At 31.9% G+C, this 22,194-nt stretch carries 24 protein-coding genes and 1 tRNA gene; 6 read left to right on the top strand and 19 right to left on the bottom strand.

Annotated features, from left to right (window positions below; translation table 11 throughout):
- Window positions 1–25: 25 nt before the first annotated feature.
- From ABNT22_RS00965 to ABNT22_RS00945, 5 genes are all read right to left on the bottom strand, one after another.
- Window positions 26–898: a hypothetical protein gene (locus ABNT22_RS00965; protein ID WP_348715548.1), complete on the bottom strand. Its 873-nt coding sequence runs from the start codon at window positions 896–898 to the stop codon at window positions 26–28.
- Window positions 899–909: 11 nt separating this feature from the next.
- Window positions 910–1,761: a hypothetical protein gene (locus tag ABNT22_RS00960; protein WP_348715546.1), complete on the bottom strand. Its 852-nt coding sequence runs from the start codon at window positions 1,759–1,761 to the stop codon at window positions 910–912.
- Between the two features lie 87 nt (window positions 1,762–1,848).
- The gene (locus tag ABNT22_RS00955; RefSeq protein WP_348715545.1) at window positions 1,849–2,904 is read right to left on the bottom strand and encodes a helix-turn-helix domain-containing protein; all 1,056 of its coding nucleotides are present in this window, start codon (window positions 2,902–2,904) and stop codon (window positions 1,849–1,851) included.
- Between the two features lie 10 nt (window positions 2,905–2,914).
- A complete protein-coding gene (locus tag ABNT22_RS00950) occupies window positions 2,915–3,454 on the bottom strand; it encodes a PepSY-associated TM helix domain-containing protein (RefSeq protein WP_348715543.1) in 540 nt (179 codons plus the stop codon).
- Window positions 3,455–3,534: 80 nt separating this feature from the next.
- Complete coding sequence (locus tag ABNT22_RS00945; RefSeq protein ID WP_348715541.1) at window positions 3,535–4,095, bottom strand: YceI family protein; 561 nt, start codon at window positions 4,093–4,095, stop codon at window positions 3,535–3,537.
- Between the two features lie 85 nt (window positions 4,096–4,180).
- On the opposite strand from ABNT22_RS00945, the gene ABNT22_RS00940 reads away from it, so the two are divergent.
- Window positions 4,181–4,999, top strand: coding sequence for an AraC family transcriptional regulator (locus ABNT22_RS00940; RefSeq protein ID WP_348715539.1), 819 nt, complete (start codon window positions 4,181–4,183; stop codon window positions 4,997–4,999).
- Between the two features lie 57 nt (window positions 5,000–5,056).
- Here ABNT22_RS00940 and ABNT22_RS00935 read toward each other — a convergent pair whose 3' ends face one another.
- From ABNT22_RS00935 to ABNT22_RS00905, 7 genes are all read right to left on the bottom strand, one after another.
- Entirely contained in the window at window positions 5,057–6,889 is a 1,833-nt protein-coding gene (locus tag ABNT22_RS00935; protein ID WP_348715537.1) for a M1 family metallopeptidase, read from the bottom strand.
- A 79-nt stretch (window positions 6,890–6,968) separates the two neighbouring features.
- A complete protein-coding gene (locus tag ABNT22_RS00930) occupies window positions 6,969–8,591 on the bottom strand; it encodes a S8 family peptidase (RefSeq protein WP_348715536.1) in 1,623 nt (540 codons plus the stop codon).
- Between the two features lie 12 nt (window positions 8,592–8,603).
- Entirely contained in the window at window positions 8,604–9,449 is an 846-nt protein-coding gene (locus ABNT22_RS00925) for an MBL fold metallo-hydrolase (protein ID WP_348715534.1), read from the bottom strand.
- Between the two features lie 78 nt (window positions 9,450–9,527).
- A tRNA-Cys gene (locus ABNT22_RS00920) sits at window positions 9,528–9,598 on the bottom strand.
- A 55-nt stretch (window positions 9,599–9,653) separates the two neighbouring features.
- Window positions 9,654–10,016, bottom strand: a complete 363-nt coding sequence (gene folB, locus ABNT22_RS00915; RefSeq protein WP_348715532.1) for a dihydroneopterin aldolase — start codon at window positions 10,014–10,016, stop codon at window positions 9,654–9,656.
- 23 nt (window positions 10,017–10,039) lie between these two features.
- On the bottom strand, window positions 10,040–10,252 hold the full coding sequence (locus tag ABNT22_RS00910; RefSeq protein ID WP_348715531.1) for a zinc ribbon domain-containing protein: 213 nt from the start codon (window positions 10,250–10,252) through the stop codon (window positions 10,040–10,042).
- A gap of 46 nt (window positions 10,253–10,298) precedes the next feature.
- Window positions 10,299–13,121 carry a VPS10 domain-containing protein gene (locus ABNT22_RS00905; RefSeq protein ID WP_348715529.1) on the bottom strand — a complete coding sequence of 941 codons (2,823 nt, stop codon included), beginning with the start codon at window positions 13,119–13,121 and terminating at the stop codon, window positions 10,299–10,301.
- Window positions 13,122–13,253: 132 nt separating this feature from the next.
- On the opposite strand from ABNT22_RS00905, the gene ABNT22_RS00900 reads away from it, so the two are divergent.
- Together ABNT22_RS00900 and ABNT22_RS00895 are read left to right on the top strand one after the other, a co-directional pair.
- Window positions 13,254–14,141, top strand: a complete 888-nt coding sequence (locus tag ABNT22_RS00900) for a RimK family alpha-L-glutamate ligase (RefSeq protein WP_348715527.1) — start codon at window positions 13,254–13,256, stop codon at window positions 14,139–14,141.
- Complete coding sequence (locus ABNT22_RS00895; protein WP_348715525.1) at window positions 14,122–15,084, top strand: succinylglutamate desuccinylase/aspartoacylase family protein; 963 nt, start codon at window positions 14,122–14,124, stop codon at window positions 15,082–15,084. The genes ABNT22_RS00900 and ABNT22_RS00895 overlap by 20 nt, the downstream gene beginning before the upstream one ends.
- Window positions 15,085–15,088: 4 nt before the next feature.
- On the opposite strand, the gene ABNT22_RS00890 is transcribed toward ABNT22_RS00895, so the two are convergent.
- Window positions 15,089–15,544: a nuclear transport factor 2 family protein gene (locus ABNT22_RS00890; RefSeq protein ID WP_348715523.1), complete on the bottom strand. Its 456-nt coding sequence runs from the start codon at window positions 15,542–15,544 to the stop codon at window positions 15,089–15,091.
- Window positions 15,545–15,697: 153 nt separating this feature from the next.
- On the opposite strand from ABNT22_RS00890, the gene ABNT22_RS00885 reads away from it, so the two are divergent.
- The 3 genes from ABNT22_RS00885 (at window position 15,698) to ABNT22_RS00875 (ending at window position 17,972) form a co-directional block, all read left to right on the top strand.
- Entirely contained in the window at window positions 15,698–15,949 is a 252-nt protein-coding gene (locus tag ABNT22_RS00885) for a hypothetical protein (RefSeq protein ID WP_299105542.1), read from the top strand.
- Window positions 15,950–16,033: 84 nt separating this feature from the next.
- Window positions 16,034–16,606: a Crp/Fnr family transcriptional regulator gene (locus ABNT22_RS00880; RefSeq protein WP_348715521.1), complete on the top strand. Its 573-nt coding sequence runs from the start codon at window positions 16,034–16,036 to the stop codon at window positions 16,604–16,606.
- 73 nt (window positions 16,607–16,679) lie between these two features.
- Entirely contained in the window at window positions 16,680–17,972 is a 1,293-nt protein-coding gene (locus tag ABNT22_RS00875; RefSeq protein ID WP_348715519.1) for an aminopeptidase P family protein, read from the top strand.
- Between the two features lie 113 nt (window positions 17,973–18,085).
- On the opposite strand, the gene ABNT22_RS00870 is transcribed toward ABNT22_RS00875, so the two are convergent.
- The 6 genes from ABNT22_RS00870 to ABNT22_RS00845 form a co-directional block, all read right to left on the bottom strand.
- A complete protein-coding gene (locus ABNT22_RS00870) occupies window positions 18,086–18,448 on the bottom strand; it encodes a plastocyanin/azurin family copper-binding protein (RefSeq protein ID WP_348715517.1) in 363 nt (120 codons plus the stop codon).
- A gap of 30 nt (window positions 18,449–18,478) precedes the next feature.
- Window positions 18,479–19,036 (bottom strand): carboxymuconolactone decarboxylase family protein, encoded by a 558-nt coding sequence (locus tag ABNT22_RS00865; RefSeq protein ID WP_348715515.1) that lies wholly within the window; start codon window positions 19,034–19,036, stop codon window positions 18,479–18,481.
- Between the two features lie 680 nt (window positions 19,037–19,716).
- Complete coding sequence (locus ABNT22_RS00860; RefSeq protein ID WP_348715513.1) at window positions 19,717–20,565, bottom strand: helix-turn-helix domain-containing protein; 849 nt, start codon at window positions 20,563–20,565, stop codon at window positions 19,717–19,719.
- Between the two features lie 185 nt (window positions 20,566–20,750).
- Window positions 20,751–21,233 carry an SMI1/KNR4 family protein gene (locus ABNT22_RS00855; RefSeq protein ID WP_348715511.1) on the bottom strand — a complete coding sequence of 161 codons (483 nt, stop codon included), beginning with the start codon at window positions 21,231–21,233 and terminating at the stop codon, window positions 20,751–20,753.
- A 104-nt stretch (window positions 21,234–21,337) separates the two neighbouring features.
- Complete coding sequence (locus ABNT22_RS00850; RefSeq protein WP_348715509.1) at window positions 21,338–21,463, bottom strand: hypothetical protein; 126 nt, start codon at window positions 21,461–21,463, stop codon at window positions 21,338–21,340.
- Window positions 21,464–21,477: 14 nt separating this feature from the next.
- Window positions 21,478–22,077 (bottom strand): hypothetical protein, encoded by a 600-nt coding sequence (locus ABNT22_RS00845; RefSeq protein ID WP_348715507.1) that lies wholly within the window; start codon window positions 22,075–22,077, stop codon window positions 21,478–21,480.
- Window positions 22,078–22,194 lie beyond the last annotated feature (117 nt).

Genomic DNA, 22,194 nt, shown 5'->3' with positions numbered 1-22,194 from the left:
ACATTCATTTAAGAATACGCCAAACTTATCTCTTATAAGTTCCATCGGGTAACTCCGTTGGGAATTTATATTGGTTATCTGTTAATAACCCGTATATCGCAGCATCTGTTTTTTGAACTTTGTCTTTAGTATTCAACCTCCACTCTTGTTGAATTTCATTTAACCTAGTGGTTTGTGCTCCTAAAATAGAGCTCATTGCCCAATAAAAATATTCTGTAGCCTGGCAATCGTAGGTACAAGTTGTATCGTCATAAGTATACCAAGCATTTGCTGGATAAGGGTTTGGTATACTTGTAAAACTACCACCTCTTGCATTGTCCATAGCATTTGTTAACGATGTTCCTGCATTCTCGCCAAACACCTCAGGATACGCTTTCGAATACCCTGCATGTGTAATAATATGCCACACTTCTTCTAATGACGCATCAAAACGACCTTTCTTACCTCCAGTAACATAATTCGGTACTGTTTCTTCGTTTCCTAAATCCTGTCCCAATCTACCTGAAGGTGGATTGATATTGTTCATATCAGATTCTGACTTCCACATAAACAAAAATGCTTTATTCTTTTTCATTTCCTCTAACACCTTGATGTTATCAACAACTCCATCTTCATTATTATCTAAGTATTGCGCCATTACATTAGCCGCATGTAATAATTTTGCGTCTTCTACTTTAGCCACTGCATAAATGTCTATTCCAAAAACCACCACTTTTCTATTAAAGCTAGACATTCCTGCATCTGAGTTTGCTATAATCTTAAAATTAGGGTCATTCCCTTCGTTAATAACTCCATTTTGATTTCCATTATTAATTGGATCATCATTTTGAGAACAAGCAACACATCCCATAACAATCAAGGCAAACACCAACATTCCTAATTTCATTAATTTTCTCATATTATCTAATTTTACTTAATTTTTGTTCCTATCATTCTGTTATATTTAGCATCTATTGACATTGGCACTTTTTTAGTTTTCATAAACTCCAATGCCTTTTTTTGATGTGAATTCAGTTTTTCACTTAACCCAGCAAAGTTGATTGCCCAAATTTGATGTATATATTCATTCACCGCAGTTACTTTATCATAATTTCCATTTTCAGCAGCATTTTGTTCCGAAATATCATAAGTTTTTGCGGCAATATCATCTTCCATAAATTGACGTAACTTTTTACCATTTGTAAAAGCAAACTCATTATCAGTTCTACTTATTGCTTCTGTTACTGTATGAAAAACTTCCTCCCATAATGCATTAAATACTTGCGGCCTCCATGTTGAAGATGAAAGCTTATCTAAAGTCCAACCTTTACCGTTGTAGTTTTTTACATAAGGCCAATTATCTGTTTGCATACTCATTCCATAAAGTCCTTTTTTTCTTAATTGTGAAGCTTCTGATATTTTATCTACCATCTTTAACGGCCCAGAAATAAACATGGTTTTTTGTGCAAGCCATTGGTTTAAATTCTTTTTATCATCGTCAACCTCCCCATCATTATTTTGATCCAAAAAACTACTAAACAGACGCACACTATGTTCGAATATTTCTTTTCCTGTAGTTGTATTTGGGGTGGCTTCTTTAGGTTTTGAAGCGCTTCCTACAATATAAAATCCATAGATATTATGCACATAATCTGCATTCTTTTTTAAATATTCTTCTAGAGATAATGTATCATTTTTAACGATTGTATCATTATTTGAACAAGACATACAACTCATTAAAATAGAAAACAACATACTTGTTAAAACAGCTTTTTTAATCATACTTTGAAAATTTTATCATTATGATGTATAACAGCAAAAGACTGCCCAACACTATAGCTTAGTTCATTAAAAAAGTCCGAATAACGGTTATTCGGACTTTTTTAATTGATTTTGGTACTGTTTAGGAGTAATTCCTTCAATATTTTTAAAAACTGCATAGAAGGTGGACTTGGAAGAAAACCCCGCTTCGTTTGCCAAACCTAAAAGTGATAATTGCTTTGCTTTCTTAGAAGACAGTAACTCTTTAAAGGCTTTTACTCTAAATTTATTAATGAAGTAGTAAAAATTATTTTGAGTATGATGATTAATTAGTCTGGACAGTTCTTTTTCTCTAATTCCTACTTTTTCCGAAAGCAATCGTAGATTTAAGTTTTTATTTGTATAAATCTTCTCCTCTTCGATTTGATTTATAATTTTATCGAATAAATCTTTCGCATCTTTTTCTTTATACTCCTTTACTTCTTGAACCTCTTCCTCTAGAAACAATTTTGATTTAAATATTTCAATTTGCGAAAATCCATTGTAGGCAATCCAATAAATCATAAAAAAAGTAAGAATAGTAGAAATAGCAGCGAAGTAATGCATAACGTCTTCGTTTGCCACACCAACTATTTCTTCAAGAATCCAAAACACGTAGAAAAAGAGATAAATAAATACAATTGTTTTAATCCAATTTAAACTCTTGTTTTCAATATCAGAATAGTAATCTTTTATATTCTTTTGATGGTTTCTTACTTCTTTTAACAAGAGTAATAAAAGCACACCATTAAAACAATACTCAAACCATTTTATAAGCTCTTCAGGAAAATCAAAAAAGTTAACTATAATAAAAGGTAGGAATAGTAACACAGATTTTAACTCAATACTCAAATTAAAAGTTAGTCTTACATATAAAAACAACAAAGAAATGGTTGCTAAAGAGGTTTGTAATACGTGCACCTCAACTTCTTTAAATTGTACCGACTCTAAAAACGCATCTAATACTTCTATTGCCAAAGACCATAAAAAAAGCCCTAAAAATATATTCGCCTTTTGATTTCTAGATTTAAGTGAAATAAATAAAAATCCTAGCATTAAAGACGTTGCTATAGATAACACATCTATAATAGACAACATACTAAAATCTAAGGTTATTGAGTCCATCTAATTCTATTTAAGCGAATAAAAATAAAAACAGTAAAGGGAATAGCATTCCCGCTACGGCTAATTTCCAACCTCTTCCTTTAAATCCTTTTTTCCCTAATGGAATTAAAACCCCTGTTATAGCAATAACTAACATGGCTATTCCAAAAATATCTGAATACCAAACCCAAAAGTTGTTTGTTGATTTATGCAAATACATTGAATGCCCTATAATAGGAACTTTCCTTTTATACTCAACAACTCCTTCTCCTGATTTAGCATCTGCATCTAAGATGATATTATCTTTAAAATACACTCTAATTTTTCCGTTTCTTACTCTATGCCCATCATATTTTCCAATATCCTTGGTAAGTTCAGTTATGTATTCTTTTGTAAGTTCTTTTTCTTCCGAAGGAATTGTTAAATCAAATGGTTTATTTTCATAGGTATAATCCATAGGGTACCAATCTTGACGATGGTTTAATATTATTCCAGAAAAAGAAAATGCGATAATTAATCCAACATAAAAATATGCTAAATCTCTATGTAAACTTCTATTTGTTATTTTCATTATTTTATTAAAAGCGTTAAATAAAGAAACCCAAGATAGTATTTCTTGGGTTTAAAATGATGTTAAAAATTAAAGATATCTTATTGTTCGTTCATTTCGATATTAACAACTACCTCAACATCTTTTCCTATAGGCTTCATTCCTTTTCCTACATTAAAATCTTCTCTTTTAATAGAGGTTGTCAATTTTAATCCTGCTTTTTTCTTTCCTCCTCTTCCTTCTATGATTCCATTCAATCTTCCTTTAAAAACAGCTTCCTTTGTAACTCCTTTAATAGTTATTTGTCCAGTAACTTCGAAATCTTTTCCTTCTAACTTCTTGTATGAATTACTCTTGAATACAATATTTGTATGATTTGCAACATCAAAAAAATCTGCTGCTTTTAAATGATTATCTCTTCCAGATTGATTGGTATTGATTGTAGCTGCATCTATTGAAACTTCAAATTTTGGTTCTTCGAATTTTTCATTACTAACCGCAGTAATATCAAATTTACCAAAGTTTCCTGTAACCTCTGAAATCATAAAATGAGAAACTGAAAAAGTGATAGATGAATGTGCTTTATCTACTTTCCAAGTTGTTTGTGCATATACATTTGTAAGCGCTATTAAGGCTATTAAAGTGAAAACTATTTTTTTCATTATTTTTAAAATTTAAAGTGTCTCGCAAAAGTATTTACTCTTAAAAATCAAAAGTTATTAAAAACAGAATATAACTTATGAATTTATGCCAATAGATATCCCTACCCACGATCTAAACACCTCATATAATATCAATATTGAGAAAATATCTCATGACAATAGTTATGATTTTAATACTATTCATAAACATAATTATTTTGAAATCTTATTTTTTGAAAAAGGCGGAGGTTATCAATTAATTGATTTTGAAAAAATTCCTATTGAAGATAATAGCTGCTATATTGTAAAACCCAAACAGATTCATTTGGTAAAAAGGAATTCTGATGCTGATGGATTGCTCATACAATTTACAAGAGAAATGCCTTTTAGTGATTCGTTCACTTTACTCAAAAGCTTTACCAAGTCTGAAGTAATTTTTGAGGAAGATTCTGCTTTGTCTGAAGTGTTCTTTTCTTTATTAAATAGCATTATAGATATACAAAAAAGCAAATCTGTTTTTTACAGAGAAAAAACGATTCATATGCTCTCTTCCCTACTATATTCACTTGAAGAGCAAAACATAAAATCAAAGAAAAACAAACTGAATGAAGTTACCATTCACTTTATTGATTTAGTAGAAAAACATATTAGTAATTTAACGGTTTCTGAGTACGCCAAAGAATTAAGTATTTCTACAAAAAAATTAACCGAAATTGTAAAATCAGATCTCAATTACACTCCTCTGAAATACATTCATAATGTTCTTATTCTTAACATTAAAAGAGATTTAGCTTTTAAACAATTAACACATAAAGAGATTGCTTATCATTACAATTTTGACAGCCCATCTAACTTCAGCATCTTTATAAAAAAGCATACGGGTTTAACACCAACTAAGCTTCAAAAACAACTAACGCTTCAATAAAAAAAGGTTGAGAATATTCTCAACCTTTTTTAAACATATTTAAAAGATACCTTCGTGTTACTCTACAGTAACCGTATTATTTTCTAAATTAATATCAGCCATTAGTTTTGATGGATCAATTTCTACAGATTTTATGTCTTTCTTAGTTGAAAAACTATATGTAGGATGTGCAAAAGTCCAATCTTCTAATTTCTTAGCAGTACCTGGTTTCTCTCCTCTCATCATTCGTAATGGAATATTAAACATCTCTTTAGAGCCATCTTTATAAGTTACTTCAATATCTATTGGCATTGGCATTTTACCAATACGCTCTAAAGTAATCTCTTTACCATTTACAGATTTTATTCCGTAATCAATTGTATGTGTTGTTTGTGTCCATTCATTTAAATACCAATCTAAATGTATTCCAGATACCTTTTCGGCAGTGCGCTTAATATCATTTGGTGTAGGGTGCTTGAATGAAAAATCATTAAAATATTTTTTCAATGTATTTGCTACATTCTCTGCTCCAATAATATATTCTAATTGTGATAAAAAGATATTTCCTTTCGAATAACTCGCTACTCCATAAGCAGTATTTAAATGGTATCTATCTGCATGCGTAGATAATGGTTCTTCTATATTATTTTTTACCACGTAGTTATATCCTCTATAAGAACCAGAATGAGGATTTTCTTTTCCTTCATTTAATATTTCATTCTCTGCTTTATTAGAAATATAGGTTGTAAACCCTTCATCCATCCATGGGTGTTTGCTTTCATTTGTAGCTAATAAAAACTGGAACCATGTATGTGCTAACTCGTGTGCTGTAACACCAAATAAGCTTCCCCATTTACGTTTACCAGTAATTAAAGTACACATAGCATACTCCATTCCTCCATCTCCTCCTTGAATTACTGAGTATTGCTTATATGGATAAGGACCAATATGCTCGCTAAAATACTTCATTAAGTCTGCTGTTTTAGGTTGCAGTTTTTTCCAGTTTTCTAAGAATTGCGCATCAAGTGTCTTCTTGTATAAGAAATGTAAATCTACCCCATTTTTCATTTTATAAACATCATGGGTATAGTCTGGATCTGCAGCCCAAGTAAAATCATGTACATTTGGCGCATTAAATTTCCAAGTTAATTTACTTCCAGAAGGTAGATTTAGCTTTTCTCCTTTGTTCTCATAACCATGTCCTACTTCTTGTGGATTTTGTAAATAACCACTTCCTCCAACTACATAATTTTTATCAATATGAAGTGTTACATCAAAATTACCCCAAACTCCATGAAATTCTCTTCCTAAATATGGAGGTGTGTGCCATCCTTCAAAGTCGTATTCTGCCATTTTAGGATACCATTGCGTCATTGACAAAGCAACCCCTTCTTTACTGTTTCTACCAGATCTACGGATTTGCTTTGGCACCTGTGCATCAAAAATCATATCAAAAGTTACACTTTCTCCTGGTTGAATAGGTTGATTTAAAGTAACCTCTAGAATAGTACCTACTGTTTCATGCGAAACTGCTACTCCATTTTGCTTTAAAGATCCTACTTTGATGTATCCAATTTCAGAAGGTGTTAACTTACTAATTCTATCCCCTACTCTTCCATCTGGATCGGCAATATTTCTAGAGCGAATATCCATTTGAGAATTCGGTTGAAACGCATTAAAATATAAGTGGTAATACACTTTATTTAACACATCTGGAGAATTGTTCGTATACACTAATTTTTGTGTTCCTTTATACTGATATGTTTTTACATCCATATCAATATCCATAGTATAATCTGCGTGCTGTTGCCAGTACCCTTTATCATCAGTTTGTCCTTTATGAGACATTTGTTTGTTGCTTGCACAAGCAACCATAGATAATAAAGAAAGGCCGAATAAAATTTTCTTCATATTGTATATTTTAGTTGTATGCTTCATCAAAAAAAGAGCATTAAACAATGCTCTTTTTTTATGCTTTTATAAACTTAAGTTATTTTCTTCCGTTTACCATTCTATCAGCCATACGTAATGCATTGTAAGCATTTACTACACGACCAGAAACAGATAAATCTGAGAAAGGAACTAATTCTTCTTTTGTTCCAGGCTTGATAACTTTCAAATCAATCTTTGTTCCAGAGTTCATTAAGATATGCTTTACTTGACTAGCACTTAATTCTGGATAATATGAACGAATTAAAGCCGCTACACCTGCTGTAGCTGGAGAAGCCATCGATGTACCACTGAACTTCTTATATTCTCCATCAGGAGTAGTTGAATGAATTCTAACCCCAGGAGCAAAAACATCTACATTTACCTTACCATAGTTTGTAAAAGTAGCTGGTAAATTTTTGTCATAGTTAGCACTCATTGCTCCTACTGTTAAAAAGTTATCTGAAACTTCATTTAATAAGTCAGGTGCATCATTTGGGAATGTTTTTTCAACATCAATATTTTTACTTGAGTTTCCTGCTGCATTTACAATTAATACATCTTTATCTGCTGCATACTTAATTGCATCATATACCCATTGTTTATGTGGAGAAAAAGACTTACCAAAACTTGTGTTAATTACTTTTGCCCCGTTATCAACAGCATAACGAATACCTAAAGCAACATCTTTATCATACTCATCTCCGTCTGGCACAGAACGAACCGCCATAATTTTTACATTATTTGCTACACCATCCATTCCTTTCCCATTTCCTCTAGTTGCACCAATAATACCAGCAACGTGAGATCCATGTGCCTCATCTTTTACATGATGACCAGACTTATTATCTCCATAACCTGGTTTATCATTAATATCTTCTGGATTATCACCTACAACTTTACGGTAATTAGTTTTTAAACTTTCACCGCTAATTGTTTTTTTAGCACCATCAATTAGTTTTCCTAATTCTTTTTTAGCATCTCCTAAAGATAAACCAAAACCATGCATTCTCTCTGCAGTTGCAATAGCTCCTTTTAATGATTCATCTTGTGTATTGATTGCAGTTATTTCTTTGTGCGTATAATCTTTTTTACCAAAATGTTTAGCTAAAAGTCCATCAGCACCTTCTACAGCCATTAAAATTTGTCCGTATCTAGCTTTACTTTGTTCTGCTTTCTTTAATTCCTTATCGTAATATTCTTTTACCTCCTTAGCAGTTTCAGCATCTGCTATAGATGGATTTTTCATAATACGCTCAAACTCTAAGTTTTCTTTATAAGAATCTCCTAAGAAATTCCATCCGTTGATATCATCTACATATCCATTTTTATCATCATCTATTCCATTTCCTGGTTTTTCATCAGCATTAACCCAAGCAACATCAACTAAATCTTCGTGCTTTAAATCAGTACCACTATCTACAACTCCAACAACTACTTCAACTCCTTTTTTACCTTTTAAAAAGTCATATGCCTTCAGCACACTCATTCCTGGTATAGAATCTGTAGCCAAATCTAAATGTTGCCAATTATCTTTTTCGTAATCGGTTAATTTTGCTTTTTTAGCTGGAATATTCACAACAGTATTCGGTCCAGTTGGTACTGGTATTTTACTTACTGTTTTACAACTTGCTAGTGTAGCTACTGCTATCGCTGAGTAAAATACGGGTTTTAAAACTCTCATAATCGCTCTATCTTAATTAAATATATCTGTAAATTTAAATGTTTCTTTTAAACGAACACCTTTTTCTGTATGCTTTACAGTACATAATTCATTGTAAGCATCGTGTTCTAAAAATAAATAGAATTCTTTATCGGCTGCTTCGTTTAAAAAGACTCTTTTTTCTTCTAGGGTAAGTAGTGGTCGGGTATCATACCCCATTACATATGGTAATGGAATGTGCCCTACTGTTGGCAATAAATCGGCCATAAAAACTATTGTTTTTCCTTGATACTCTATTTTTGGAAGCATCTGTTTTTCGGTGTGCCCATCCATAAATAACACATCAAAACCTACCTGATCTTTCGCATTTCTATGAACAAAATTTAATTGCCCATTTTCTTCAATAGGTTTAATGTTTTCTGTTAAAAAGGATGCTTTTTCACGAGCATTGGGTTTGATTGCCCAATTCCAATGACGTTCATTGCTCCATACCTTCGCATTTTTAAATGCAGGCATGTAACCGGTTCTATCTTTATTCCATTGAATGACACCTCCACAATGGTCAAAGTGTAAATGGGTTAAAAAAACATCGGTAATATCATCTCTATGGAATCCATATTGTGCTAAAGAAGTATCAAGCGAAAAATCACCATATAAATAGTAATATCCAAAAAACTTATCGGATTGTTTATTTCCAATCCCGGTATCTACCAACGTTAATCTATCTCCGTCTTCAATAAGCATGCAGCGCATTCCCATTGAAATCATATTCTTTTCGTCAGCTGGGTTGGTTCTTTCCCACAATGATTTCGGAACTACACCAAACATAGCACCTCCATCTAATTTAAAATTACCAGTTTCTATCGGATAAATTCGCATAACCACAAAGATGCAGAATTTTTATGAGCTTTTTGTTAAGAAAAACAAAAAAGCACATCAAATTTGATGTGCTTTTAGAGGTGCCGAGCGGATTCGAACCGCTGTAGATGGTGTTGCAGACCACTGCCTAGCCACTCGGCCACGGCACCTTAAACTAATAAGGACTGCAAATTTACAGTTTTTATCTATTTTTGCAAGCTTTTTTTACTTTTTACGCACATCTTTTAAAACAATTACAACCTCTTCTACATTTCCTCCAATTGGCGGATTTATTTTAGCTACGCTAACTTCCGCTTCCTCAATTAGTTGTATCTCATTAAACATTCTATCTAAAATTCTTTGCGCTACATGCTCTAATAGTTTCGAACGGATAGCCATTTCCTCTTTTACAATATGATTTAGGTGTACATAGTCTACCGTATCTACTAATTCATCCGTTTGAGACGATCGAGATAAATCTGCTTTTACCTCAACATCTACCCTATATTCTGAACCTATTTTTGCTTCTTCTTCTAAACATCCGTGATTTGTAAATAATCGAATGTTGTTTACACGTATAATTCCCATAAAAGCAAAGATACCAATGTTTCTTAATTGGTAAAGAAATCAAAAATGTTACTCAATGCACTTGTGCTTGCTTTATAAAACTCTGTATAACTGCATCGTTTGCAAGTAACACTGGTAAACTTTTTATTTTGAACATCAAAAATTTTAGATAAAGTTCCTCCCGTTGCACGCATTTCTCCTACTTCATAAGAAGTATTATTACACTTTGGACACACATAATTTAAAGGTTTGTTCATATTCTTTTTTATTTATAAGAGCACAAACCTTTAAAAATGTTACACTTTATTTTATTTCAAATGTTTCTTTTTGATTATTTATTTTAACAGTATACTTTCCTTTTGGTAAATAATAGATGTCGTTTTTTGCTTTTTTAAGAACTGCTTCTTTGTTTATTTTTAAGTATGCTTTTCTCCCTTTTTTAGAAAATGAAACATCATATAACACCTCATTAAATCCTCTTGCTGTTTTCACTTTCAATGAATTCACTAGAATATCTCCAGAATAAATATTCACTTCTGTTTCTCCTTCCGAATTCACATAAAACGGAATGGTAATTTCTGGTGTATTAGGTTTTAACCATTTACTCCATGTACTTCCCCATGAGCTTCTCTTTCTAATGTTTTTAATTGAAAATATCGCTTCCTTTTTATCAAACTCTTGTAACGGAGCTACATTTGCCTTGTACAAACTACGTCCATGAGTTCCAACGATTAAGTGTTTTGCTTTGGGTTGAATTACTAAATCGTGAACAGCAACATTTGGTAATCCCTTTTCAAAAGCCTCCCAGTTACTTCCATTGTCAAACGACACGTATAATCCATTATCGGTTCCTAGATATAAAACATTCTTTTTTACAGGGTCTTCCTTTATCACGTTTACAGGTGATGCAGGTAAAGAACCTCCTATATTCTTCCATGTTTTTCCATAATCATCTGACATATAAACATAGGGTGTAAAATCATCCCATCGATATCCGTTTAAGGTTACATATACCCTTTCTTTTTTATGTTTCGAAGCAATTACCCTGCTTACCCATAAATTCTTTGGGAAACTATTAGAAATTTTTTCCCAACTACCTCCTCCATTCATAGAAACATGTACCAATCCGTCATCAGATCCTACATACAACACTCCAAATTGAAATGGACTTTCTGCAATTGTTGTTAAAGTTCCGTAAGCTACATTTCCTTTTTTACCTCCTTGTGTTAAATCGCCAGAAATAGTTTGCCAATCGTTTCCTTTATTTAAAGAACGATGTAATTTATTTCCTCCTAGATATAAAATATCTTGGTTGTGTTTTGACAAATGTATTGGTGTTTGCCAATTGAAACGATATGGTGCTTCTCCCAAATTATGCTTTGGTTGTATATACCTGTTTTGTCCTGTTTTTCTGTTAATTCTATAATAGTTTCCAAATTGATATCCTGTATATACAATATTTGGGTCTCTATCGTCAACAGCTACTTGCATTCCATCACCTCCCATAATGCTTTCATAAGGATTTTTACCTGTTTGATGCCATCTTTTATCCATTTTTGCATTATGGCTTCCTACCCAAACGCCATTATCTTGCAGTCCACCGTATACCTTATAATTCTTTTGGTTATCTGCATACACAGTATAAAACTGTCCAACTGCTGGTTGATTTAACTTGATCCAATTTTCACCATCATCATACGAAATATTCAATCCTCCATCATTACCATCAATTAAATGTCCTTGTTTTTTAGGGTTTACCCATAATGCTTGATGATCTGCATGCACATTTTCTTTACTAATAGAAGTAAAGGTTTTTCCTCCGTCTTTCGATTTTAATATTGGAACTCCTAACACATAAATTGCATTTTTATCTTGTGGGTCTACACGTACTTCTCCAAAGTAATATCCATATGAATAGTAAAGATCATCTAAATATCCTTCATGTGTTTTCTTCCATGATTTACCTCCATTGTCTGTTTTAAAAACCTCAGCTCCAATTACTGGAGTATCAAATAATAAGGCGTTTGCATTTTCTAAATACTTTGCTAAGTCAATAGGTTTTACAGATCCCGCTCGTACCATTTGCTTTACATTTTCGGCTCGATATTTTTCTTGGAACCCATTTGCTTTTAAATAGGTATTTAATTTTTTATCCTTTAAGCTTAAAAACTCAGAAACCGTCATTGTTTTAAAGTCATCTTTCGACAATGCTTTTGAATCTCCTTTCTTTTTATTTTCTTTTTTTCTGCGGAATTGGCTATCATGAAAAGCGTACACTGTGTTCTCATCAAAAACTGCCAATCCTATTCTACCAACTCCATCTCCATTTGGAAAACCATTGTTTTCGGACACTTTTGTCCAAGTAGTTCCTGCATCAGTTGATTTATATATTGCAGAGTTTCTTCCATCTCCATCAAAGTTCCAAGCTTTTCTATCACGTTCCCATGCTGCTGCATACAGCACATTAAAATTATCTGGAGCTTGCTGTACATCTATAACACCTGTATTTTCGTTAATAAATAAGGTCTTTTTCCATGTTTTCCCGCCATCCGTAGTTTTAAAAATTCCTCTTTCTACATTTGACGAATATAAATGTCCTATGACTCCAATTACTACTTCATCTGGATTATTCGGATTTAGTAAAATTCTTCCTATGTGATGAGAATCATGTAAACCTACATTAACCCAGGTTTTCCCTTTATCGATAGACTTTAAAATTCCAATTCCAGCATATGATGAGCGAGATGAATTGTTTTCTCCTGTACCAACCCATAGTGTTCCATTTTTCCAATCTACAGCAATATCACCAACATTTTGCGTTGGAGAACTATCTAGAACAGGTGTAAACGTGGTTCCATTGTTATTGGTATACCAAACACCTCCTGAGGCATAACCTACATAAAACTCTGTAGTATTATTTGGGTTTACATCAATATCAACTACACGTCCACTCATTACTGTTGGACCTATATTTTCAAAAGGTATATTTTTTACCGTTGATTTTTGGGTTAGTTGTGCCTTTTGCTCAAGTGCTTTTTGAACTATTGCTGCTGAAGTAGCTGAATTTTGAGCTATTATGGTTGTGGTGGTTAGTAAAAAACCTAATCCACATATAATTTGTTTCATTAGAGTTTGGTTTAGAAAGGGATGAAGTTACTACATCACTATCTTAAATCAAAAAAATTAACAGATACTAAATTCTTTTCGTAACATAAAAAATAAAAGATTAGATTTGTGAGAGCACAATTATTTTAAGCTATGAACATTTTTATTCTCTCGGTTGGTGAATATATATATTCTACACAAAGAATATTTAAAGAAGCTAAAAGACGCGGGCATAAGGTTAACGTTATTAATCATTTAAAATGCTCAATCAAGCTTAGCAAAGGAGAACATCAAATTTTTTACGACGGTGAAAACATTAGTGAAAAAGCTGATATTATTATTCCTAGAATAGGCGCTTCAGCAACTCGCCACGGTTCAGATGTTGTCAAAGAATTTGAAATGAACAATGTGTATACCACTGCTTCTTCCTTAGGAATTTTGAGAGCACAAAATAAAGTGCGCACTTTACAGATTATGAATAAAGAATCTATACCAATTCCAAGTACTCTTTTTTCTGTAAATCCAGAAAATATTGGCGAACAAATTGACTTGCTAGGAGGTGCTCCTATCATTATAAAACTGCAAGAAGGCACCCACGGTTCTGGTGTAATTTTAGCTGAAAGTAAAAAATCGGCTAAATCTATAATCGATACCATGTATAGTACCAATACACATATTTTGCTTCAAGAGTTTATCAAAGAAAGTAATAGTGAAGACATTCGTGCTTTTGTAGTTGGTAATAAAGTCGTAGCCGCAATGAAACGCAAGGGACTTGAAGATGATTTTCGTTCTAATATTCATAGAGGTGGTAGTGGGTTTAAAATTGACTTGACTCCAGAAGAAGAAGAAATAGCGATAAAAGCTGCTCAACTTCTAAATCTTGACATAGCCGGAGTAGATTTGATTCGATCAAAACGAGGTCCTTTACTTATTGAAGTAAATTCGACTCCTGGTTTACAAGGAATTGAAGCGTATACCAAAGTAGATATAGCCAGAGCTATTGTTAAATTTTTAGAAGAGCATGTTTCAAAAAGCATATAAAAACGAGATCGTAGAAATTAGGGGGCAAAAAATTGAATTAGGAGAATCTAAACTCATCAAGATACCTGTAGATCGATTACCCACAGGTACTTTAATAGAAATTCCAGTATATGTTTTTAATGGTGAAGAACCAGGCCCTACTGTTTTACTTCAAGGAGGATTGCATGGAGATGAAGTAAATAGTGTAGAATTAGTTCGTAGAATGCTAATTGACAAGTCTTATAAAATACATCGAGGATGTGTTATTGTTGTTCCATTACTGAATGTTTTTGGTTTCTTAAATCTCTCTAGAGATATGCATGGAAAAGATGTAAATAGAAGTTTTCCAGGGTCAAGAAAGGGTTCTTTAGCTAGTAGAATGGCGTATTACTTAATGAAAGAGATTATTAAAAATGTAGATTTCGCTATCGATTTTCATACAGGCGGAGCACAACGCAATAATTTTCCTCAAATACGATTTACTCCTGAAGATGAGCGAGGGTTTAAACTTGCCAAGTTGTTTAATGCTCCTCTTATGTTTGGCTCGAAATTAATTGCAAAATCTTTTAGAAATGAATGTTATAAAAACAACATTCCTGTTATTGTTTATGAAGGTGGTGAGTCTTTACGACTAGAAGAAAATGCTATTCAAGAGGGAATCAATGGAACATTGCGTATTCTTAAACATTTTAAAATGATTCATGAAAGCGTAGTTGTGTCTGAAGGAAAAAAAACAATTCACATCCAATCAAGAAAATGGATTCGCGCTCGCGTGGCAGGTATTTTTAATACTAAAGTTAATAATGGAGCTCATGTTAAAAAAGGCGAAATTCTTGGTAACATTATGGACACCTACGGTGAAACTAATTTCCCTGTAAGAGCTCAAAAAGACGGATACATTATTGCAAAAAACAACTTCCCAATTGTTAATATGGGAGATGCATTATTTCATTTTGGAAGCTAAGATTTTATTCTCTTATTGAAAATTTAGGTTCAGATTGCCATACAATATTGATTATTTTCCAGCCATCTTTTGTATGTACCATATTTAAATAATCAATTCCCCAAACTGCGGTAACTTTTGCCACTGCAATTTTATCACATACATCTAAAATTTCTACTTTTTGTATACTATTATCATTTGCTCTATCTCCTTTTGCATTCCATCTTTTTGCTAAACCAATCAGTCGATCAAAAGACATTTCAGAAGCATTTGAATATTGCTCTTTCTTCTTGTTAAACCACCATCCAACTTTTCTAAGTTTTGGATGTACACTTTTATAAGCTAAAGTGGTATCTGCTTTGTAAAAAGTATTGATATAATTACTAGCAGCTTCAGTTACTTCTTTCACTGCTAGTTTTTTTTCTTGAGAAAAAATATTTGCAGAAAATGCAACAACTAAAATAACAACAATTGTTCTCATATTACTGGTTTTTCTCAAAGTTACTCATTTAAATGTTTGATTTTGTTAAAGTTATCATAAGTGTTTTTCAACAACCGCACTTAACCTCAATTTGCTTTATTAATTAAATTATTGTTAATTTATTATCTATTAACTAATTAAAAACAACAAATTATGGAATTAATTATTAGCTTATTAAGTGGTGCCGTAGGTGGTAATATTGCAGGTGCTTTGCTAAAAAAGTTTTCAATGGGTACACTGTGGAACTCAGTAGTGGGTATACTTGGTGGAGGATTAGGTTCCCAACTGTTAGGTATGCTAAATATTGACATTTCAGGTATAATTGGAAACATTGCAGGTAGTGGTGTTGGAGGTGCTGTCTTAATGGTTATTATTGGTTTAATTAAGTCTGCCATGAAGAAATAATTAGCAACATAAAACGAACAAGGCCTAACATTTTGTTGGGCTTTTTTTATACCTTTAAAACATACTTTTTAATTCTGTTTTTAAGTGACACCTTTGCAAACATACTTACAACTTGTTATCAAAGAAAATTCTTTAAACGAGTTCATTCCTGAAATCGTTTCTTGCTTTAAATCAATAACTCTTGGTAAAAATGAATATTTCGTAAAAGAAGGTAATGTATGTAAATACTTTTGCTTTATAGAAAGTGGTATCCTTCAACATTCCATAGAAATTTCTGGTGAAGAGAAAACCACCTATCTCGGTTTAAAAAACACCTGTACCTCAGCCCTGCAAAGCTTCTTACACAAAAAGCCTTCTCGCAAAAACATCAAAGCTTTAAGCGAATGTACACTCTGGGTTATTTCCGTAACAGATTTTAAAGAGCTTTTAAAAAGCAACAAAGCTTTCCATCAATTTTATTTCAATTTGATTGAAAATCAGATTTTTCTAATTGATGATTATAGAATTGACTTACTTACATTGTCTCCAGAAGAGCGTTATCAAAAATTACTTACAACAGAACCTGAATTATTACAAACAGTTCCGTTACATTATTTGGCTTCTTTTTTAGGAATTTCCACAAGACATATGAGTAGAATTCGAAAACTTATCAAATAGTGCCAAATGGCTTAATTTTACATAAATTGTTTCTGTATTTTTGAAAACAACTTTACAATAAATTGAAACAATTATGAAATACCATCCTATAAACAGCCAGTTATTTATTAAAAATCGTAAAAACTTTATGGCGCAAATGAAGCCAAATAGTTTAGCTGTTTTTAATTCAAACGATATTTATCCAGTTAGTGCAGATTCTACCTTACCTTTTCAACAACATAGAGATATTTTTTATTTAAGTGGTGTAGATCAGGAAGAAAGCATATTAGTTGTTTTTCCTGATTGTCCAAAAGAAAACCTTAGAGAGGTTCTTTTTTTAAGAGAAACTAACGAGCATATTGCTGTTTGGGAAGGAGAAAAGCTTACTAAAGAAAAAGCTTTTGAAACGAGCGGAATTAAAACCGTTTTTTGGTTACAAGATTTAGAAAAGGTACTTGCAGAAATGATGGCCTTGGCAGATACGGTTTACATTAATACCAACGAACATTATCGTGCTTCTGTAGAAACAGAAACGCGCGAAGCTCGTTTTACAAAATGGTTATTAAATAAATATCCAGCTCATTCAGTAGCTAAAAGTAATCCTATTTTACAACGTTTACGTTCTGTAAAAGACGCTATTGAGCTTGAGTTAATGCAACAAGCGTGTAACATTACAGAAAAAGGATATCGCAGAGCTCTAGAGTTTGTACAACCAGGTGTTTGGGAATATGAAATCGAAGCAGAGTTTGCTCATGAATTTTTAAGAAATCGTTCTAAAGGATTTGCATACACACCAATTATTGCCAGTGGAAATAATGCCAATGTTTTGCACTACATCGAAAACAACCAACAGTGTAAAGCTGGTGATTTAATTTTATTAGATGTAGGAGCAGAATATGCAAATTACTCATCAGATATGTCTCGTATGATTCCTGTTTCTGGACGTTTTACAGACCGACAAAAAGAGGTTTACAATGCAGTTAACAGAGTAAAAAATGAAGCTACTAAAATGCTTGTACCTGGAACTATTTGGGCAGACTATCATGTAGAAGTAGGAAAAATTATGACTTCTGAATTGTTAGGGTTAGGCTTAATAGACAAAGCTGATGTTGCTAATGAAGATCCGAACTGGCCAGCCTATAAAAAGTATTTTATGCATGGTACTTCTCATCATTTAGGGTTAGATACGCATGACTATGGACTATTGCACGAACCAATGCAAGCGAATATGGTGTTTACTGTAGAACCTGGAATTTATATTCCTGACGAAGGGTTTGGAATCCGTTTAGAAGATGATGTTGTCATCCAAGAAACTGGTGAACCATTTAATTTAATGCGCAATATTCCTATAGAAGCAGAAGAAATTGAAGACATTATGAATAAATAAAAAACGTACCGTTTCTAAAAAGCCAGATTAATTTACATTGATCTGGCTTTTTTATGTATCAAAAAAAACTCCCACCAAAAGTGGGAGTCTTAGCATTAAACTTTAAAATCTACCTATTCTACTCGTAATGTATATTGAGGAGTCGGATTTAACGGACAGAAATATACATACTCGCCTTTTGTTAATGCTACTTTCTTTGATGTTGATTTAGAGTTATTTTTAACTAATGAAGTAACATATGCATTCTTGATATGGTGCTTTTGGTCGGTTTTTCCTTTCGGAGCTAACACAAATCCTACATCATGACCAACATTAGAGTTTGAAATCTCAAAAATGTATGTTCCTTCTTCTAAAGTGATTGATTTTTGGGTAAACTCTCCTTTAGTTTGCTCTAAAGAAACTGTTTTTACTTCTTGTGCTTGTGCTTGGAATGCGAATCCCATCACTACTACTAAAATTGCTATTATTTTTCTCATTTGTATATTATTTTAAGTTTATAATTTAGGTTATGCTTCCACTGAAAACTTTCCTGCTTCTACTTTTGGAAAATCAACTTCAGTTTCTGCTATGTGATTTACGTAATTTGTTAATGTGTTTACTACAACATTTAATAAGATTTCTAAAATATCTTCATCATTATATCCTGCCGCTTTTACCTCAGCAATTTGATCAGAAGTAACATTTCCTCTATTCTTAGTAACAAGTTGTGCAAAGTTTAGTGCTGCTTGTACTTTTGCATCTGAAGACAATCCTTTTCTATTTTCAACAGTTTCTGCTTCAGTTAAACCATTCATTTTTCCTATGGCTGTATGGGCAGATAAACAGTAGTTACATGTATTTTCTTCTGCAATAGCCAAGGCCAATTGCTCTCTAAACTTATTAGAAAAGTTTCCTTCTCCATTTAACTCTCCTAAAGTCAAATATGTTTTTAATAAAGCTGGAGAATTTCCCATTACCTTAATTAAGTTAGGAATGAATCCTAATTTACCTTGTACTGCATCAAATAATTCTTTTGACGCTCCTGTAGTTGTTTCTGGATTTAATGTTTGAATTCTTGTACTCATTTTTATAGATTTTTTTAGGTTATTATTATTTACAGTTACATAATTCTCTATCTGAGAATTGCTCATCGTATTCTTGGTATCCCCAACAGTTAGGGCATTGAATGTTTATTTGTTCTTTCATCTTTCTTCTTTTTTTGTTAACCAAATAATCCTTGGTTAAAATTTCTGATACAAAGATGCGACGAGAATACACCTCAAAAAATGGACAAAAGTTCCTTATACTTGGACAACATTTATTTTACATATTTTTCATTTATTAACATATGTTAATTGCTTAATTGTAAATCTCATGTATATTTGTTGCATCTATATATAGATTCCCCTCTATATATTTCCCCTATAATAGTAAACCCCTTAAACTCGTGTACCCCAAGTATTACGAGTTTTTTTTGTGCTTTATCTTACAGTGTTTATCCTGTTTTTTTTCTAAAAACACATTTATTAACCTATGTTAATTGGTTGATTGTAAAAACCTTATATCTTTGTAGTGTAAATATGAATAATAGATCCCCTCTATACATTCCCCTAATGTAAACCCCTTACGACTCGTAGCCCCCAAAGTTGCGAGTTTTTTTATTTCTTAATCTTTTCTTAACATTAAAAATTAAAATGCAATTTACTTTTGCGAAACATTTTTTATTCCCCTTATTTCATTAATCCCCAAAAAATCCACGTGTGTATTACAGCGTGGTTTTTTCTTTTTGAAATTGTTTTGGAGACTTTCCTGTAGTTTTAGTAAAGAATCTTGAAAAATATGCTGGGTCATTAAACCCTAAGTCGAAAGCGATATGTTTTACAGCTTCTGAAGAATATAACAGCTGTCTTTTGGCTTCAGTAATAATTCTGTTTTTAATAAAGTCGCTTGGTGTTTGTACACCTATCTTTTGAAAATGTTTGGTAAGTGATTTTGGCGAAATACCTAATCTATTTGCATAATCTGTTACGCTGTGTAGTTTTTTAAAGTTTTGCTCTACGAGTATGCTAAAATCTTTGAATAATTTGGTTTCTGTATCATCTTTTACAACATCATGCTCTTTTCTAATTCGAACTGCTGAAATAATAAATTGTTTTAAATAGGCTTGTAACATGTCATATTGAGCAGCTTCTTTTTGTTGAAATTCTTCAATCATATTATCAATAATCATATCTAACTTAACAACATCTGCTTCTTCGGGTTTTATTAGGGGTGTTTCATATACATTGTTAAACAACACTCCATTACAAGAAATTTCAGCATCATGATTTTGAATACAATAGAAATCTTTATGAAAACTTAGTTGATAGGCTTCTTTTATCTTTTCAGATTCTACAGAAAACACTTGTCCTGGTGATAAAAAAAACAACACTCCATTTGAAAAAGAGTAGGTTTTAAAGTCGATGTTATAAGTACCTTTTCCTTCTTTTATCCATATAATTTTTAGTTGTTGCATTTGTTCCGGTTCATTTACCACACAAGCTTTTTCAAACTGTACTGTTTGCAAACTAAAAATATCTTTATAGGTATAGGAAATAATATCTTGTACCGCCATGGCCTTTACATAGTTTTTTTATTGGTCGGAAAAATCGAGATAGCTAACATTTTTCTTTAAAGTTACTGCATTATCATGTTTAACTAATTGCTGTGTTTCGTATTTGAAATTAATAAAAACATTAAACTTTACAAAACAAGAAAAGCCACCTGTTTACGGGTGGCTTTTTCATTGCTGAAAAAATTTTACCAAAGACCTTTTTCAACAATATCATAAGCTTGTTTTATAGCTCCTTCTATCCCTTTACTAAAAGTATATTCAGATTTAACTATTTTTTGTTTTTCATAATTGCTATTATGGTCATAATCTACAACATAAATATATGGATCATCTCCTTCATCTAAATAGAAAAAAACAAACTGCTCACACCCATTACTTTCAGCATATAACCAAAAAGGTTTTTCTATTTCTGTTCCAAACTCCTCCATTGTTTCTTTCATGATTTCTTGGTGCCAGTCCGATCCTATTGTTTTTAAATCTGCTGTATCATATAATGGTAAAGCACCACAATAATCTCCTGCTAAAAACAAAAACTCTCTATAAGCTTGAGGAAATTTTATACCATACTTTTCCTCTATTTTATCTATTTCTTTTTCTGAAACCCCTCTAATCGTTGATTTTCCAATAGTAGAATTTTCAACTAATTTCTCTAAATATTTTATTTCCATTATTCTATTAAATTTAATTCTTGTAATCCTTTATTACCTTGTACAAATCTACCCTCTTTTGCATTCCAAACTGCTTTGACATCTATACTTTTAATATCATATACTTATTCTTGAAACTTTTCTTTTTCTTTTGTTATTTTTACGACTACGATCTCTTGGTTTACTTTTTGTATAAAATCTGGGATTTTTAAGTAGTTGACAAGATCTTTTGTGGTTATTACTTTATTCATTCTTTTTCTCTTTTTTAGTCAAACAATCGAACTCCAACTCCAACATTATGTGTTGGTTGTTGTATCTGATTTAAATTGACTCTGTAGCTTGCAAACCATTTTCCTTTTCTGTTGTATTGTAAACCAAAACTTAGATTGTCAAAAGTTTGCGCATTTCCTCCAACTTCCGAAAAGAGGTATAATCCGCTTCTATAAGTTTTCGGATGCTCTATTGTTTTTGTAATGGTAATTTCTCGAGGTACTTTAAGTTTATATGAAAGTTGACTGTCTAACAATTTTCCTTTTACCAAATCATAACTATAAATTTCTACATCAGTATTATTTAGGGTATCTCTGTATATTTTAGCAGCTATATAATTGGTGGTATCTTTTATAAAAATGGTATCTTTTATAATTTTGGTGACATCATTCTTATGTACATATACCTTTTTATATTTTACTGTTTGAACTTTAAACGTATCTATTTTGGTTTGCCAAACGGTATCTCTTACAATAGTTATTTTAGGTTCTTGCGGTACTCTTTTTTCTTTTTGCTTTGTAAATAAATTAATGAGTAACAATAATATAATTGCCCCCAATAGTAACCTATCGGTTTTCGTTTTAAAAAAATTCATAGCATTGATGTTTTAGGTTAAAAGGTGTTTGTTATTCTCAAAAAAGATAGATTTCGACTGCACTCAACCTGGCAATTAAAACTTCCTTAGAACAACAAAAAACACTAAAATTTTTAC

Source organism: Tenacibaculum sp. 190130A14a, from assembly GCF_964048965.1.
Taxonomy (GTDB): domain Bacteria; phylum Bacteroidota; class Bacteroidia; order Flavobacteriales; family Flavobacteriaceae; genus Polaribacter; species Polaribacter polynesiense.
Note: the sequence above shows the minus strand (reverse complement) of the source record. Positions and strands in the feature narration are given on the sequence as shown.